General features: G+C 62.8%; 15 protein-coding genes, 1 tRNA gene and 2 pseudogenes. 12 read left to right on the top strand and 6 right to left on the bottom strand.

The features are described 5' to 3' along the window. The first annotated feature begins 50 nt into the window (after positions 1 to 50). From IAE36_RS06590 to IAE36_RS24010, 4 genes and pseudogenes are all read left to right on the top strand, one after another. Positions 51 to 659, top strand: coding sequence for a cysteine dioxygenase (locus IAE36_RS06590; RefSeq protein WP_201211279.1), 609 nt, complete (start codon positions 51 to 53; stop codon positions 657 to 659). Then, on the top strand, positions 656 to 2,239 hold the full coding sequence (locus IAE36_RS06585; RefSeq protein ID WP_201211277.1) for a rhodanese-related sulfurtransferase: 1,584 nt from the start codon (positions 656 to 658) through the stop codon (positions 2,237 to 2,239). Before IAE36_RS06590 ends, IAE36_RS06585 begins: the two co-directional genes overlap by 4 nt. Before the next feature lie 427 nt (positions 2,240 to 2,666). Beyond that, a pseudogene (locus tag IAE36_RS24015) lies at positions 2,667 to 3,206 on the top strand (MCP four helix bundle domain-containing protein); the annotation flags it as partial. 78 nt (positions 3,207 to 3,284) lie between these two features. Continuing rightward, a pseudogene (locus tag IAE36_RS24010) lies at positions 3,285 to 4,292 on the top strand (methyl-accepting chemotaxis protein); the annotation flags it as partial. A 78-nt stretch (positions 4,293 to 4,370) separates the two neighbouring features. Here the strand turns inward: IAE36_RS24010 and IAE36_RS06575 are convergent. Then, on the bottom strand, positions 4,371 to 4,541 hold the full coding sequence (locus tag IAE36_RS06575) for a hypothetical protein (protein ID WP_169338814.1): 171 nt from the start codon (positions 4,539 to 4,541) through the stop codon (positions 4,371 to 4,373). 178 nt (positions 4,542 to 4,719) lie between these two features. After that, a tRNA-Ser gene (locus IAE36_RS06570) sits at positions 4,720 to 4,807 on the bottom strand. A 133-nt stretch (positions 4,808 to 4,940) separates the two neighbouring features. Between IAE36_RS06570 and IAE36_RS06565 the strand changes: the two genes are divergently transcribed. From IAE36_RS06565 to IAE36_RS06530, 8 genes are all read left to right on the top strand, one after another. Continuing rightward, positions 4,941 to 5,612: a Bax inhibitor-1/YccA family protein gene (locus IAE36_RS06565; protein ID WP_028633595.1), complete on the top strand. Its 672-nt coding sequence runs from the start codon at positions 4,941 to 4,943 to the stop codon at positions 5,610 to 5,612. 210 nt (positions 5,613 to 5,822) lie between these two features. Further along, positions 5,823 to 7,202 carry a nucleobase:cation symporter-2 family protein gene (locus IAE36_RS06560; protein WP_201211274.1) on the top strand — a complete coding sequence of 460 codons (1,380 nt, stop codon included), beginning with the start codon at positions 5,823 to 5,825 and terminating at the stop codon, positions 7,200 to 7,202. 86 nt (positions 7,203 to 7,288) lie between these two features. After that, positions 7,289 to 7,681 carry a sulfurtransferase complex subunit TusD gene (gene tusD, locus IAE36_RS06555; protein WP_028633597.1) on the top strand — a complete coding sequence of 131 codons (393 nt, stop codon included), beginning with the start codon at positions 7,289 to 7,291 and terminating at the stop codon, positions 7,679 to 7,681. A 1-nt stretch (position 7,682) separates the two neighbouring features. Then, positions 7,683 to 8,042 carry a sulfurtransferase complex subunit TusC gene (gene tusC, locus IAE36_RS06550; RefSeq protein ID WP_201211272.1) on the top strand — a complete coding sequence of 120 codons (360 nt, stop codon included), beginning with the start codon at positions 7,683 to 7,685 and terminating at the stop codon, positions 8,040 to 8,042. Beyond that, positions 8,042 to 8,338, top strand: coding sequence for a sulfurtransferase complex subunit TusB (gene tusB / locus IAE36_RS06545; protein ID WP_201164506.1), 297 nt, complete (start codon positions 8,042 to 8,044; stop codon positions 8,336 to 8,338). Before tusC ends, tusB begins: the two co-directional genes overlap by 1 nt. Further along, positions 8,335 to 8,670 (top strand): TusE/DsrC/DsvC family sulfur relay protein, encoded by a 336-nt coding sequence (locus tag IAE36_RS06540; RefSeq protein WP_201211269.1) that lies wholly within the window; start codon positions 8,335 to 8,337, stop codon positions 8,668 to 8,670. Before tusB ends, IAE36_RS06540 begins: the two co-directional genes overlap by 4 nt. Continuing rightward, positions 8,667 to 9,677 carry a glycosyl transferase family protein gene (locus tag IAE36_RS06535; RefSeq protein ID WP_201211267.1) on the top strand — a complete coding sequence of 337 codons (1,011 nt, stop codon included), beginning with the start codon at positions 8,667 to 8,669 and terminating at the stop codon, positions 9,675 to 9,677. Before IAE36_RS06540 ends, IAE36_RS06535 begins: the two co-directional genes overlap by 4 nt. A 94-nt stretch (positions 9,678 to 9,771) precedes the next feature. Further along, complete coding sequence (locus tag IAE36_RS06530) at positions 9,772 to 10,731, top strand: glutathione S-transferase family protein (protein ID WP_201211265.1); 960 nt, start codon at positions 9,772 to 9,774, stop codon at positions 10,729 to 10,731. Between the two features lie 117 nt (positions 10,732 to 10,848). Here IAE36_RS06530 and cysG read toward each other — a convergent pair whose 3' ends face one another. From cysG to IAE36_RS06510, 4 genes are read right to left on the bottom strand one after another with little or no spacing between them, the layout of a single operon-like run. Further along, positions 10,849 to 12,237 carry a siroheme synthase CysG gene (gene cysG, locus IAE36_RS06525; protein ID WP_201211262.1) on the bottom strand — a complete coding sequence of 463 codons (1,389 nt, stop codon included), beginning with the start codon at positions 12,235 to 12,237 and terminating at the stop codon, positions 10,849 to 10,851. Continuing rightward, positions 12,238 to 13,518 carry a serine--tRNA ligase gene (gene serS, locus IAE36_RS06520; protein WP_060482943.1) on the bottom strand — a complete coding sequence of 427 codons (1,281 nt, stop codon included), beginning with the start codon at positions 13,516 to 13,518 and terminating at the stop codon, positions 12,238 to 12,240. 30 nt (positions 13,519 to 13,548) lie between these two features. Then, positions 13,549 to 13,923 carry a fluoride efflux transporter CrcB gene (gene crcB, locus IAE36_RS06515; RefSeq protein ID WP_028632348.1) on the bottom strand — a complete coding sequence of 125 codons (375 nt, stop codon included), beginning with the start codon at positions 13,921 to 13,923 and terminating at the stop codon, positions 13,549 to 13,551. Continuing rightward, complete coding sequence (locus IAE36_RS06510; protein WP_028632347.1) at positions 13,920 to 15,245, bottom strand: replication-associated recombination protein A; 1,326 nt, start codon at positions 15,243 to 15,245, stop codon at positions 13,920 to 13,922. Before IAE36_RS06510 ends, crcB begins: the two co-directional genes overlap by 4 nt. Between the last annotated feature and the right edge of the window lie 10 nt (positions 15,246 to 15,255).

Genomic DNA, 15,255 nt, shown 5'->3' with positions numbered 1-15,255 from the left:
ATAGACCGTTTGCTAGGGTTTACCCAACCTTATGCCGAAGAGCCCCTGTCATGAGCCACCCCTTGCGCACGGAACGCCTGCGCCACTTCATCGACAGCCTGGCCGGGCTGTTGGACCGGCAACCGAATGAAGCCACCCTGCTGCGGCATGCCCAGCCCCTGCTGGCTGACCTTGTCAGCCACGACGACTGGCTGCCAGACGACCTCGCCAGGCCTGACCCGCAGCGCTACCAGCAATACCTGCTGCACTGCGATTCACGCCAGCGCTTCTCTGTGGTGAGCTTTGTGTGGGGCCCGGGCCAGCGTACGCCGGTGCACGATCACCGTGTGTGGGGCCTGATAGGCATGCTGCGCGGTGCCGAGGACTCGCAAGGTTTCGTTCGCGACCCGGCAGGCGGGCTGCGCCCTGATGGCCTCGCCATACGCCTGTTGCCCGGGCAGGTGGAGGCAGTATCGCCCCAGGTGGGGGACATCCATCAGGTCAGCAATGCCTACACCGACCAGGTGTCCGTCAGTATCCATGTCTACGGGGCCAACATCGGCGCCGTCCGACGTGCCGTGTACAGCGAGGACGGTACCGAAAAGCCGTTCATTTCCGGTTACTCCAACCTTCACCTGCCCAATATCTGGGACCTGTCCAAAGAGAACCTTGCCCCATGAGCGCCGTCACCACCCGCCAATACGCTGACATTCGCCGGGCCTTGCTGGCCCGGCAGGAACTGGCCCTGCTGGACGTGCGCGAAGAAGACCCGTTCGCCCAGGCGCACCCACTGTTTGCCGCCAACATCCCGTTGTCGAAACTGGAACTGGAGGTGCTGGCCCGCATCCCACGGCGCGATACCGCCATTACCGTGTATGACAACGGCGAGGGCTTGGCCGAACAGGCTGCCCGGCGCTTGCTGGACCTCGGTTACCGCGACGTGGCCACGCTTGCAAGTGGCCTGGCCGGCTGGCGGGCAGCAGGCGGCGAGCTGTTCCGCGACGTGAACGTACCCAGTAAGGCGTTTGGCGAGCTGGTCGAGAGCGTGCGCCATACACCCTCGTTACCCGCTGAGCAGGTGCAGCAACTGCTGTTGCAAAACGCCAACGTGGTGGTGCTGGATGCGCGTCGCTTCGACGAGTACCAGACCATGAGCATCCCAGGCGGCATCAGCGTACCGGGTGCCGAACTGGTATTGCGCGTGGCAGAACTGGCGCCAGACCCTTCCACCCAGGTGATCGTCAACTGTGCCGGCCGCACGCGCAGCATCATCGGCACCCAGTCCCTGGTCAACGCAGGCATCCCCAACCCGATAGCGGCCCTGCGCAACGGCACCATCGGCTGGACCCTGGCAGGTCAGGCCCTGGCCCACGGCCAAGCGCAACGTTTTGCCCAGGTGAGCGAAGGCACCCGCGCCCATGCCGCACGCCAGGCCAGAGCGGTGGCTGACCGCGCCGGTGTACAGCGGCTTGGTCTTGACGGGCTGGCACGCTGGCAAGGTGAGCCTGCCCGCACCACCTACCTGTTCGATGTGCGTACACCCGAGGAGTACAGCGCCGGCCACTTGCCTGGCAGCCGTTCGGTGCCGGGCGGCCAACTGGTGCAGGAAACCGACCATGTCGCCAGCGTGCGGGGTGCCCGCATCGTGCTGGTGGACGACGACGGCGTGCGCGCCAACATGAGCGCCTCGTGGCTGGCGCAAATGGGCTGGGAGGTCGCCGTACTGGACGGCCTGGGCCAGCAGCACTTCAGTGCCCAGGGCGACTGGCAGCCACCGCTGCCGGCCGTGCCCACCGCCGATGAAATCGATGTTCGGCAATTGGCCCAGTGGCTGGATGAAGACGGCACCGTGGTGCTGGACTTCACCACCAGCGCCAACTACGTCAAACGCCACATCCCTGGCGCCTGGTGGGCGATCCGTGCGCAACTGCCCGAAGTGCTCGAACGCACCCCGGCGGCCCAACGCTACGTGCTGACCTGCGGCAGCAGCCTGCTGGCACGCTTCGCCGCCCAGGACCTGCGAGCGCTGACCCGTGCACCGGTGCATGTGCTCACGGGCGGTACTGCTGCCTGGATCGCGGCCGGGAAGTCGCTGGAAACGGGGGAAGCCCGGCTGGCCGTGGCCCGTAGTGATCGGTATCGCCGCCCTTATGAGGGCACGGATAACCCCCGGGAGGCGATGCAGGGCTACCTTGATTGGGAGTTTGGGCTGGTGGCGCAGCTTGAGCGGGACGGGACGCATGGGTTCCGGGTGATTTAGGCTGGAGGGCGGTGGGGCTGGGGGGGGTGTACATCGTTAGGTTTGCAGCGCCTGGGAGATCGAGCGCCGCGCGGGCGGCGCTCGGTCTCACAGGCGCAGAACCTATTACGGCGAACACTGGATGACCCTCCCCCAATCTTGACCCGCCTCTTGGCCCAGCATGCCGTGCGGCTGGGAAACCTTCAACGGCTAACACGTCCCTCTAACCTGCCCTATCGCAAACTTCTGCACGCCATCTTCCTCACCCCAAAATAATTAAAACGAAAGCGTTATCGCTTTTGTTACAGAAAAATATTTCCCTTTAACCATAAAGTTTAACAGCCCCTTGACCGACAGCCTGAGCAAGAACGGAGTTCACAACCGTCTGCCCTCGAGCCCGTACCGCCTTGCTTAGATTAGCAAGTATTGCAACATCAAGGAGCTTCACATGTATTTAAGAAACCTCAAAATCGGCATCCGCGCCACTGCTATTTTCGCCGCCCTCGCCCTCCTGGTTTTAATACTCGGCCTCACCTCCCTGAACCGCATGCACACGATGGACAGCGCCACCGACGAGGTACGCACTTCGTGGCTTCCAGCCGTCATGCTCCTGGATGAAATGAGCATGAACCTGGGCCGCGCCCGCGCCCTGACGCTGCGCAGTGTGCTGGAAGACAGCCCCACGGCCAGAACTGAAACACTCGATAAGATCGAGACCATCAACAAACAATATGAAACCCAACTAAGCGACTATGAAAAGTCGATAACGGAACCCACTGACCGTTCGCTGTTTGACACTTTCTCCGCTGCAAGCACAACCTATCACGGCTTGCAGAATGCTATCCGTGAAGCCGTTCGTAATAATGATCTGGAAGAAGCCAAACGCTTGGTGAATGGGTCGCTGGCCGATTATGCCGACGCCATGATGAAAGCGTTGATTCAACTCACTCACTATAATGCCAACGGGGCAACACACGCCTCAGAGGCCAGCAGTGAAGCCTACGAACAGTCATTCGCTATTATCGCCGTGACCATCGTGATCATCGTCAGCCTGATGATCGTGCTGGCCATCTTGCTGACCCGCAGCATCGTGCTGCCACTGGCAGAAGCAGTAAATGTGGCCGAGCGGGTAGCCGCCGGGGAACTCAACCAGGACATTCAGGTGAAAGGCCGCGACGAACCCGCGCTGTTGCTGCTGTCGCTTTCAAAAATGAAGGACAGCCTGCGCGAAACGATCGCCAGCATCGCTGCCGCCTCGGACCAGCTAGCGTCCGCTTCGGAAGAGCTGTTCACCGTCACCGAAGACACCAGCCGCGGCCTGCATCAGCAAAGCGCCGAAATCGACCAGGCCGCCACCGCCGTGAACCAGATGACCGCAGCGGTCGAGGAAGTGGCCAGCAACGCTGTCAATACCGCCGATGCCTCCAAAGGCGCAGACCAGAGTACCCGGGACGGCCAACAGCGCGTCAATGAGGCGTTGCAGTCCATCGGCCACCTGGTAGGCGATGTGACCACCACTTCGCAGGAAATCGAACACCTGGCCAGCAGCGCCAACGAAATCAGCCGCGTGCTGGACGTGATCGGCTCCATCGCCGGCCAGACCAACCTGCTGGCCTTGAACGCCGCCATCGAAGCCGCCCGCGCCGGCGAAGCAGGCCGGGGCTTTGCCGTGGTAGCAGACGAAGTGCGCGCCCTGGCCCACAGGACGCAGCAATCCACCGCAGAGATAGAAGGCATGATCACCGGCATCCAGACCGGCACCGAATCGGCTGTGAGCGCCATGCATGCCAGCAAGGGCCGAGCGACCGGCACCCTGGAAGTAGCCCAGTCCGCTGGCCAGGCCCTGGACATCATTGCCGAGGCCATTTCGTCCATCAACCAGCGCAACCTGGTGATCGCCAGCGCTTCGGAAGAGCAGGCCCAAGTGGCGCGTGAGGTGGACAGGAACCTGGTGAACATCAGGGACCTGGCCATGCAGACGTCAGCCGGGGCGAATCAGACCAGTGCGGCGGCGCAGGAGCTGTCGCGGCTGGCGGTCGAGCTGAATGGGATGGTGGGCAAGTTCAAGGTGTGATCAGCGGCCCTTGCTCGCCGCCATGTGCGGTGAGCAACGGGGAATGCGGTGGGGGTACTGAATGCAACGCCGAACCTGTCACGCTCGGCGACGGTAACCGGTTACGAGCAACAGGAGGCCGGGGATCAGCAGGCCGATAGCGGTGTAGCCGAACGCAGGTTGGCCGGAGGCACCTACCGCAGCGAAAGCGGCGCCGGTGGCGAGCAGCGGTGCTGCTGCCAGGTAGAATGGTTTGGATGAAGTGCCCATGTCGAACCTCCTGTTTGATGGGGCTGGGGAGCTCGCGCCCGACTGACGTCGGGGTGAGGGTCGACAGTAACTGGGTGTTGTCAGTGGTGACAAGTCAGATCAGTGGGATGACATTGCAATAGGCAGTTCTGCGCGGCCCAAAAACGCAAAAAGCCCCGAATAATCAGGGCTTTGAATATGGCGGAAGCGTAGAGATTCGAACTCTAGGATAGTTGCCCATCGACGGTTTTCAAGACCGTTGCCTTAAACCACTCGGCCACGCTTCCAGCTTGTTTTGCGGGCGCCATCATACCGTAATGAAACAAGCTGTCAAACTCTCTGTGTCGCGGGTTGCAGGAGCTCTGGTAGACTCCTACCATCTGAACGTTCCAAACCACAGGTCCACCTAGGAGTCTCGCCATGCGCGAACAGGATTACGCCGTCCATCACGGCCAGCAGGTCGAGCAGCAGGAGATCAGCAAGGTCCTGCGCAACACTTACAGCCTGCTGGCGCTCACCCTCGCTTTCAGCGGCCTCATGGCCTTCATCTCCCAGCAAATGCACTTCGGCTACCCGAACGTGTTCGTCGTGCTCATCGGCTTCTACGGGCTGTTCTTCCTCACTGCCAAACTGCGTGATTCGGTCTGGGGTCTGGTGTCCACCTTTGCCCTCACCGGCTTCATGGGCTTCATCCTCGGCCCGATCCTCAACCGTTACCTGGGCATGAGCGGTGGCGCTGAAGTCGTCAGCTCGGCATTTGCCATGACTGCACTGGTGTTCGGTGGCCTGTCGGCTTATGTGCTGATTACCCGCAAAGACATGAGCTTCCTCAGCGGCTTCATCACCGCAGGCTTCTTCGTGCTGCTGGGTGCCGTGGTGGCGAGCTTCTTCTTCCAGATCAGCGGCCTGCAACTGGCTATCAGCGCGGGCTTCGTGCTATTCTCGTCGGTCTGCATCCTGTTCCAAACCAGCGCGATCATTCACGGTGGTGAGCGCAACTACATCATGGCCACCATCAGCTTGTACGTTTCTATCTACAACCTGTTTGTCAGCCTGCTGCAGCTGTTCGGCATCATGGGTCGCAGCGACTGATCCATTGCCATGCTCGAAAGCCCGCTTCGGCGGGCTTTTTTGTGCCTGTCGCACGTGTCAGGCCTGAACCAGTTCCAATCATTATTCTGACTATAAAGTCAGCTAAATGAACAAAACGTCGCCGATTGCGCGTATAGCTGGCTTGGCGCTACCACTGATGCGATCCAGCCCGTAGAATGCGCTCCTTTTTCTTCCGGGGCAGCTTGCGCAATGAGCTCGAATGAACACAGCCCAGGCGCCGTGGCGCCTGATAATGAACTGGTATTGGGCCTTGAGGACAAGCCACGGCTGGCCATCAGCCTGTTGGCGGCGCTGCAACACTTGTTGGCGATCATTGTGCCTATCGTTACCCCGGGTTTGCTGATCTGCCAGGCACTGGGGGTATCGGCGCGGGACACCAACCTGATCGTGTCCATGTCATTGGTCATTTCAGGTATCGCCACCTTCGTGCAGTGCAAACGCTTTGGTCCGTTTGGGGCTGGGTTGCTGATCGTGCAAGGTACCAGCTTCAACTTCGTCGGCCCGCTGATTGCCGGGGGTGCGCTGATGGTTAAGCAAGGCACACCGGTTGAAGGGGTCATGGCCGCGATCTTTGGCGTGGTGATTGCCGGCTCGTTTGTAGAGATGGGTGTTTCGCGCATTCTGCCGTTCGTCAAACGGCTGATCACGCCCCTGGTCACCGGCATCGTCGTACTGATGATTGGCCTCACTTTGATCAAGGTCGGCCTGATCAGCATGGGCGGCGGCTTTGGCGCCATGGCCAATGGCACCTTCGCCAATGGCGAAAACCTGCTGTTGTCGGGTGTGGTGCTGGCGATCATCGTGGTGCTCAACCGCATCCCGGTGGTGTGGCTGCGCAGTTGCGCCATCGTCATCGCCTTGGCAGCGGGCTATGCACTGGCCGGCTACCTGGGCCGGCTGGACTTTACCGGCATGCATGAAGCGGCGCTGTTCCAGGTACCGACGCCCCTGCACTTCGGCCTGGGCTTCTCCTGGGCCTTGTTCATCCCGATGCTGGTGATCTACCTGGTCACCTCGCTGGAGGCCATTGGTGACGTGACGGCTACCAGCAAGGTGTCCCGGCAGCCGGTAGAAGGGCCCGTGTGGATGCAGCGCATCAAGGGTGGTGTGCTGGTGAACGGTGCCAACTCATTGCTGGCCGGCGTGTTCAACACCTTCCCCAGCTCGATTTTTGCGCAGAACAACGGGGTGATACAGCTGACCGGCATCGCCAGCCGGCATATCGGCGTGTGGATTGCCGTGATGCTGATACTGCTGGGGCTGTTCCCGAGCGTGGCCGGGGTGATTCAGGCAGTGCCGGAGCCGGTGCTGGGCGGCGCCGCCATGGTCATGTTCGGTGCGGTTGCGGCCTCTGGCATCAATATTCTGGCCAGCACCCGGCTGGACCGGCGAGCGCTGCTGATCATCGCCGTTTCCCTGGCGCTGGGCCTGGGTGTGGCGCAGGTGCCGGAGTTCCTGGCGCACATGCCGGCGGCCATTCGCAATGTGCTGGAATCTGGCGTGGCCACCGGCGGCATCTGTGCACTGGTGCTGAACTGGTTCCTGCCAGAAGGCAAGGAACAGGCCTGACCCGCCAAGCACCGGCAAAAGCCTGCGGCAAGCGAGCGCAGGCTTTTTTGCATTATCATGGCGGCATTCCTTTGCATGAGTTAGCCATGAAATTCGCTATCGCGGTGTTCTCCCCGGCCCATGCGCCCTCCTCCCGGCGCGCCCTGCGTTACGCCGAGGCGGTGCTGGCTGGCGGGCATGAGATTGCCCGGCTGTTCTTCTATCAGGACGGGGTGCACAGTGCCTCGGCCAACCTCGTGGTGCCGCAGGACGAACTGGATGTGGCCGGGCAATGGCGGGCGTTTATCCAGGCCAACCAGCTCGACGCGGTGGTGTGCATTGCTGCTGCGCTGCGCCGTGGCGTGCTGGATGAAGCCGAGGCCAACCGTTACCAACGCCCCGCCGTGAACCTGCCGGCGCCTTGGGAACTCTCCGGCCTTGGCCAGTTGCACGAAGCGGCGCAGTTGGCTGACCGGCTCGTGTGTTTTGGAGGCGATTGATATGGCCAAATCGTTGTTGATCATCAGCCGCCAGGCCCCATGGAATGGCCCATCGGCCCGCGAAGCACTGGATATCGCACTGGCGGGCGGTGCTTTCGACCTGCCCCTGGGCATGGTGTTTCTGGACGATGGCGTGTTCCAGCTTGCCAAGGGCCAGCAGCCTGCCGCATTACAGCAAAAAAACCTGGGGGCCAACTTGCAGGCGTTGCCGATGTTCGGCGTTGACGCACTGTTTGCCTGCGGGCACAGCCTGGCCAGCCGGGGCCTGGCAGCAGGCGACCTGGCACTGCCGGTGCAGGTGCTGGATGACGCCGCACTCACAGGGCTTATCGCGCAATACGACCAGGTGGTGACCCTCTGATGGCGACCTTGCATGTAATTGCCCACTCCCCCTTCGGCGATGAGCGGCTGCGCAGCTGCCTACGCCTGCTCGGGGCTGACGACGCAGTGTTGCTGTGCGGTGACGCCGTTTACGCACTGCGGCCCGGCGCTGCACCTCATCAGCAGCTGCAACAGGCCAACCTGGCGGATCGCCTGTTTGCCCTGGACGAGGACCTGCAGGCCCGGGCAATAGAGAACACACTGGCAACGGCGGTCGATTACCCAGGTTTCGTCGCGCTTTCACTGCACTACGACAAGGTCAACAGCTGGTTATGAACACGCTCGATACCGGCGGCCAGGCCATCGCACTGGACAAGGACGGCTTTCTGGTGGACATGCACGCCTGGTCCCACGAAGTTGCCCAAGGGCTCGCCGCCCGTGAAGGCATCGCCCTCACCGCCGACCACTGGGAAATCCTCGAACTGCTGCGCCAGTTCTACCAGGAGTACCAGCTCTCACCGGCCACGCGCCCGCTGATCAAGTACGCAGCGCTGAAGCTGGGCGCCGAGAAAGGCAACAGCCCACACCTGAACCGACTGTTCAATGGCACCCCCGCCAAACTTGCCGCCAAGCTGGCGGGCCTGCCCAAGCCGACCAATTGCATATGACCCAGCCCACCCCGCCCCGCCCACTCACCCTGCAAACGCCAGCTGAGCACCCATTTGCCGAATTCGTGCGCATTCTGGGCAAAGGCAAGCGCGGCGCCCGCGGCCTCACCCGGGATGAAGCCTACGCCGCCATGACCCTGCTGCTGGAAGGCAAGGTCGAGGACGCCCAACTGGGTGCCTTCCTGATGCTGCTGCGGCACAAGGAGGAAAGCGCAGAGGAGCTCGCCGGCTTCACCGAAGCCCTGCGCGCGCACCTGCAAGCCCCCGCCATTGCCGTAGACCTGGACTGGCCCACCTACGCGGGCAAGAAGCGCCACCTGCCTTGGTACCTGCTGGCCGCCAAGTGCCTGGCGGCCAATGGCGTGCGCATCCTGATGCATGGCGGCGGCGCACACACCGCAGGGCGGCTGTACACCGAGCAATTGCTCGGCCTGTTGCAGATTCCACTGTGCCGCAGCTGGGATGAGGTCGAGCGCACGCTGGGCCAAGACAACCTGGCGTTCTTCCCCTTGCAGGACTGGGCGCCGCAGTTACAGCGCATGATCGACCTGCGCAACACCTTGGGCCTGCGCTCCCCCATTCACTCCCTGGCCCGGGTACTCAACCCGCTGGGGGCGAAGTGCGGCTTGCAGAGCATCTTCCACCCTGGCTACCAGGCCGTGCACCGAGAAGCCAGCCGGTTGCTGGGCGACCATGCCGTGGTGATCAAGGGCGATGGCGGCGAGATCGAGGTAAACCCGGATGTCATCAGCCACCTGTACGGGGCCACTGATGGCCAGGCGTGGGACGAAGAGTGGCCAGCGCTAAGCGAACGGCGACACGTGAAACCGGCGAGCCTGCAGCCCGAGCATCTGCTGGCCTTCTGGCGCGGCAACGTCGAGGACAGTTACGGTGAGAAGGCGGTCATCGCCACCATGGCCCTCGCCCTGCGGGGGCTTGGCCAGGACCGCGACACTGCCTTCGCCACTGCTCGCCAGTACTGGGACGCCCGCAACAGATCGATTTGATCGATCATATCGCCTGACTCTTTGGGTTATTCGTTCGAACCACATGCCCTAGACTGGGCTCCAACGACAAATCGCTTTTGTTAAGGAGCTCATCATGGGCCTGTTGATCGATGGCCGCTGGCATGACCAGTGGTATGAAAACGGCAAGGACGGCACGTTCAAGCGCGAGAACGCCCAGCGCCGCAACCAGCTGCCCGCCGCCGAGGCCGGTCGTTACCACCTGTATGTATCGCTGGCGTGCCCCTGGGCCCACCGTACCCTGATAGTACGCGCCCTCAAAGGCCTGGAGCCGCTGATAGACGTCTCGGTGGTCAGCTGGCTGATGCAAGACCACGGCTGGACGTTCGATCAGCAGCAGGGCTCCACTGGCGACCACCTGGACGGCTTGCAGTATCTGCACCAGCGCTATACCGAGGACGACCCCAAGTACACGGGCCGGGTGACCGTACCGGTACTTTGGGACAAGCAGGAAAAGCGCATCGTCAACAACGAGTCGGCGGAGATCATCCGCATCTTCAACACGGCGTTCAACGGGCTGACTGGCAATACCCTGGACCTGTACCCCGAGCACTTGCACACAGCCATCGATGGGCTGAACGAGCGTATCTACCCGGCTGTAAACAACGGTGTGTACCGGGCTGGCTTCGCCACAACCCAAGCTGCCTATGAAGAGGCGTTTGATGACGTGTTCAGCGAGCTGGACCATCTGGAAGCGCTACTCGACCGCAACCGCTACCTGGCCGGCGAGTACCTGACCGAAGCCGATGTCCGCCTGTTCACAACGCTTGTGCGCTTCGATGCGGTGTACCACGGGCACTTCAAGTGCAACCTGCGGCGCCTGTGTGATTATCCCAACCTGACCAATTGGCTGCGCGAGCTTTATCAATGGCCGGGTGTGGCAGGCACAGTGAACATGGAACATATCCAGAAGCACTATTACCTGAGCCACACCACCATTAACCCGAACGGCATCGTGCCAAAAGGCCCGTTGCAGGATTTCAGCCAGCCTCACGACCGGGCGCGGCTGCCTGGTAAAGGGATCTATACCCGGTAGCCGACACCCCGTGTGAGAGCGGGTTTACCCGCGAAGCAGGCACCGCGGCGGATGGCACCGGCTTTGCCGGTGTTCTCGGCTGAAGCCGCTCCCACAGGTACATGAGCTGAAAACAGGTTATGTAGAGCCCCCTTCGAACCAGGCCAGCTTGTCCCGCAGTTGCACCACCTCACCGACGATCACCAGGGTGGGCGCGTGCACCTCGTGCCGGGCCACCAGGTCAGGCAGGTCCGCCAGGGTGCCGGTGAACACCCGCTGGTTGCGGGTGGTGCCCTGCTGAACCAACGCCGCAGGCGTACTGGCCGCACGGCCATGACGGATCAGTTCGGCGCAAATCGTCGGCAAGCCTACCAGGCCCATGTAGAACACCAAGGTCTGACCAGGCGCTACCAGGTCGGTCCACGGCAGGTTGCTGGTGCCGTCCTTCAAGTGACCGGTGACGAACCGCACTGATTGCGCGTAGTCGCGGTGGGTGAGCGGAATGCCGCCGTAGGCGGAGCAGCCGCTCGCAGCCGTGATGCCCGGCACTACCTGGAACGGGATGCCGTGCTCGGCCAGCTCTTCGATTTCCTCACCGCCACGGCCAAAGATGAACGGGTCGCCCCCCTTCAGCCGCAGCACGCGTTTGCCTTGCTGGGCCAGGTCCACCAACAGGCGGTTGATTTGGTCCTGGGGCACGGCATGATCGGCGCGGCGCTTGCCCACGTAAATCCGCTCGGCGTCGCGGCGGCACATGTCGATGATCGCCGGCGCCACCAGCCGGTCATACAGCACCACGTCCGCCTGCTGCATCAGGCGCAAGGCACGGAAGGTGAGCAGATCCGGGTCGCCCGGCCCTGCCCCCACCAGATACACCTCGCCGCCCTGTTGAACCGGAGCACCGTCGACCATGGCCTGCAACAACCGCTCGGCCTCGGCGCCCTGCCCGGCCAACTGGCGCTCGGCAATCGGGCCCTGGAACACGGTTTCCCAAAACCCGCGACGCTGGTTGACGTCCGGGTACAGGGATTTGACCCTGTGCCGGAAGCGCGCTGCCAAACCGGCCAGCTCGCCATAGGCGGCAGGTATCCAGGCCTCCAGCTTCGCGCGGATCAGACGCGCCAGCACCGGCGCATCGCCACCGCTGGACACGGCGATCACCAACGGCGAGCGGTCGACGATGGCGGGGAAAATCACCGTGCACAAGGCCGGCGCGTCCACCACGTTGACCGGCAGGCTCAACGCCTGCGCATCCGCCGACACCTGGGCATTGAGGCCAGGGTCGTCGGTGGCAGCGATCACCAGGCGGCATTCGGCAAGGTCGGCTGCCTGGTAACCACGCACCCGCACTTCACCGCCGCCTTCCCGGGCCATGGCGGCCAGCTGGCCGTCCACGTCCGGTGCGACTACGCGCAGCGCGGCGCCGGCATCGGCCAGCAGGCGCGCCTTGCGCAAGGCAATTTCGCCACCGCCGACGACCAGCACCAGGGCGCCCTGCAGCTTGTGAAACAGCGGCAGGTAATCCATTTAGCGAATGACCTCGACGCCGCCCATGTACGGCTTCAGCACATCCGGCACGCGGATCGAACCATCGGCCTGCTGGTAGTTTTCCAGCACAGCCACCAAAGTACGGCCAACAGCCAGGCCGGACCCGTTGAGGGTGTGCACCAGCTCAGGCTTGCCGGTTTCCGGGTTGCGCCAGCGCGCCTGCATGCGGCGCGCCTGGAAGTCGCCACAGTTGGAGCACGAGCTGATTTCACGGTATTTGTCCTGGCTGGGCACCCACACTTCCAGGTCGTAGGTTTTCACCGCGCCAAAGCCCATGTCACCGGTGCACAGGGCCAGTACGCGGTAAGGCAGTTCCAGCAACTGCAGCACACGTTCGGCGTTGGCGGTGAGGCCTTCCAGGGCTTCCATCGACTTGGCTGGCTCTACCACCTGCACCATCTCGACTTTGTCGAACTGGTGCTGACGGATCATGCCGCGGGTGTCGCGGCCAGACGCACCGGCCTCACTGCGGAAACACGGCGTGTGTGCGACCAGCTTGAGCGGCAATTGCTTGGCATCGAGGATTTCCCCGGCCACCAGGTTGGTCAGCGACACTTCAGCGGTCGGGATCAGGTAGAAGTCAGCCTCACCCTCACGGGTGATCTTGAACAGGTCTTCCTCGAACTTCGGCAACTGGCCGGTGCCTTGCAACGCAGGGGCCTGCACCAGGTAAGGGGTGTAGTGCTCTTCGTAGCCATGTTCACCGGTGTGCAGGTTGATCATGAACTGCGCCAGCGCACGGTGCAGGCGGGCGATGGGGCCACGCAGCACGGCAAAGCGGGCGCCAGACAGCTTGGCAGCCGCCTCGAAGTCCAGGCCGCCGCTCACTTCACCCAGGGCAACGTGGTCCTTGATCTCGAAATCGAAGGCTGTCGGCGTGCCCCAGCGGCGCACTTCGACGTTGTCGTCTTCACTGGCGCCCACCGGTACGCTGGCGTCCGGCAGGTTAGGGAGGGTCAACAGAATGCCGTCCAGCTCAGCCTGAATACCGTCCAGCTCGGCCTTGCCAGCAGCCAGTTCGTTGGCCATGCGCTCGACGTCGGCCATCAGCGGTGCAATGTCCTCGCCCTTGGCCTTGGCTTGGCCGATGGACTTGGAGCGGGCGTTACGCTCGGCCTGCAGCTGCTCAGTGCGGGTCTGCACCGCCTTGCGGCGTTCTTCCAGTGATTCGATGCGCGCGACATCCAGGCTGAAGCCACGGGAGGCCAGGCGTTCTGCCACTTCCTGAAGTTGGCCGCGTAACAGTTTGGAATCGAGCATATCGTTCTCTCGTTATAGGTAGGTGTTGGTTCAGAAACGGGTAAGGCACAACCCGGCCCAGGTCGCGAGCAGGCCGCCCACCACACTGATACCGGTATAGCCCAATGCCAGGGGTACCTGCCCGCTTTCCAGCAAGCGTACGGTATCCAGCGAAAAGGAAGAAAAGGTGGTCAGGCCGCCCAGAAAACCCACGATCAGGCCGGCACGCAGCTCCACCGGCACCATGGGTTTGTGCAAGAACAGCCCGTACAAAAGACCGATGAGCAGGCAGCCGACCAGGTTCACGGCCAGCGTACCCAGATAGAAGTGCCGTGGCCAGTGGGCGACCACCCAATTGCCGGTGGCAAAGCGTAGCAGGGTGCCGGCGATGCCACCCGCCGTCACCGCAGCGATCAACGCAATCATGGTTTTCTCCGCTGGCGTGGGCTGTTGCGGTCCAGGTCGGCCAGGTGCCGCAGCTTTTCACCGATCTTCAATTCAAGGCCCCGAGGTACAGGCTGGTAATAGGGGCGCGGCTCAAGTGCATCGGGGAAGTAGTCTTCACCTGCTGCGTAGGCATCCGGCTCGTCGTGGGCGTAACGGTACTCGTCGCCGTAGCCCAACTGCTTCATCAGCTTGGTCGGGGCGTTGCGCAGGTGCAGCGGCACTTCCAGCGAGCCATGCTCGGCAGCTTCGCGCAGGGCTGTCTTGAAGCCTACGTAAACGGCATTGCTCTTGGGGGCGCACGCGATGTAGGTGATGGCCTGGGCCACGGCGAGCTCGCCTTCCGGGCTACCCAGGCGCTCCTGCACATCCCAGGCCGCCAGGCACAGGCTGAGCGCACGGGGGTCGGCGTTGCCGATGTCTTCGCTGGCCATGCGCACCACACGACGGGCGATATACAGCGGGTCGCAGCCACCATCGAGCATGCGCGCGAACCAGTACAGGGCCGCATTCGGATCAGAGCCACGCACCGACTTGTGCAGCGCCGAAATCTGGTCGTAGAACGCTTCGCCACCCTTGTCGAACCGGCGGCGGCTGTCGCCCAGCAGGCTCTGCAGCAGTTCTACATTGATTTCGCTGCCGTCCTCGGCCAGGTCGGCGGCGTTTTCCAGAAAGTTGAGCATGCGCCGGCCATCGCCGTCGGCGGCGGCCATCAGCATCTTGAACGCCTCATCGCCAACATGCAGGTGGCGCTTGCCCAGCCCACGTTCTTCGGTCAGTGCACGGTTCACCAGCTTGCGCAGGGCCGCTTCGTCCAGGCTCTTGAGCACGTACACCCGTGCCCGTGAAAGCAAGGCGTTGTTAAGTTCGAACGATGGGTTTTCGGTGGTCGCGCCGATGAACAGCAGGGTGCCGTCTTCCACAAACGGCAGAAAGGCGTCCTGCTGCGACTTGTTGAAGCGGTGAACTTCATCGACGAACAGGATGGTGCGCCGGCCGTATTGCCCGGCCTGCTGCTTGGCCACCTCCACCGCCTGGCGGATCTCCTTCACCCCGGCCAGTACCGCCGACACGGTTTCGAAATGCGCATCGCAGAACTGGGCCAACAGCCGCGCCAGGGTGGTCTTGCCCACCCCAGGCGGCCCCCAGAAAATCATCGAATGCAGTGCGCCCTGCTCCAGCGCCTCACGCAGCGGCTTGCCGCGGGCCAGCAGGTGCTCCTGGCCCACGTACTCGTCCAGGTTGGACGGGCGCAGCCGCGCCGCGAGGGGCTGGGCGACAGGTTCGCTTCGAAACAGGTCCATGACGGGCTCT

Source organism: Pseudomonas sp. S36 (assembly GCF_016647875.1).
Taxonomy (GTDB): Bacteria; Pseudomonadota; Gammaproteobacteria; order Pseudomonadales; family Pseudomonadaceae; genus Aquipseudomonas; species Aquipseudomonas parafulva.
Note: the sequence above shows the minus strand (reverse complement) of the source record. Positions and strands in the feature narration are given on the sequence as shown.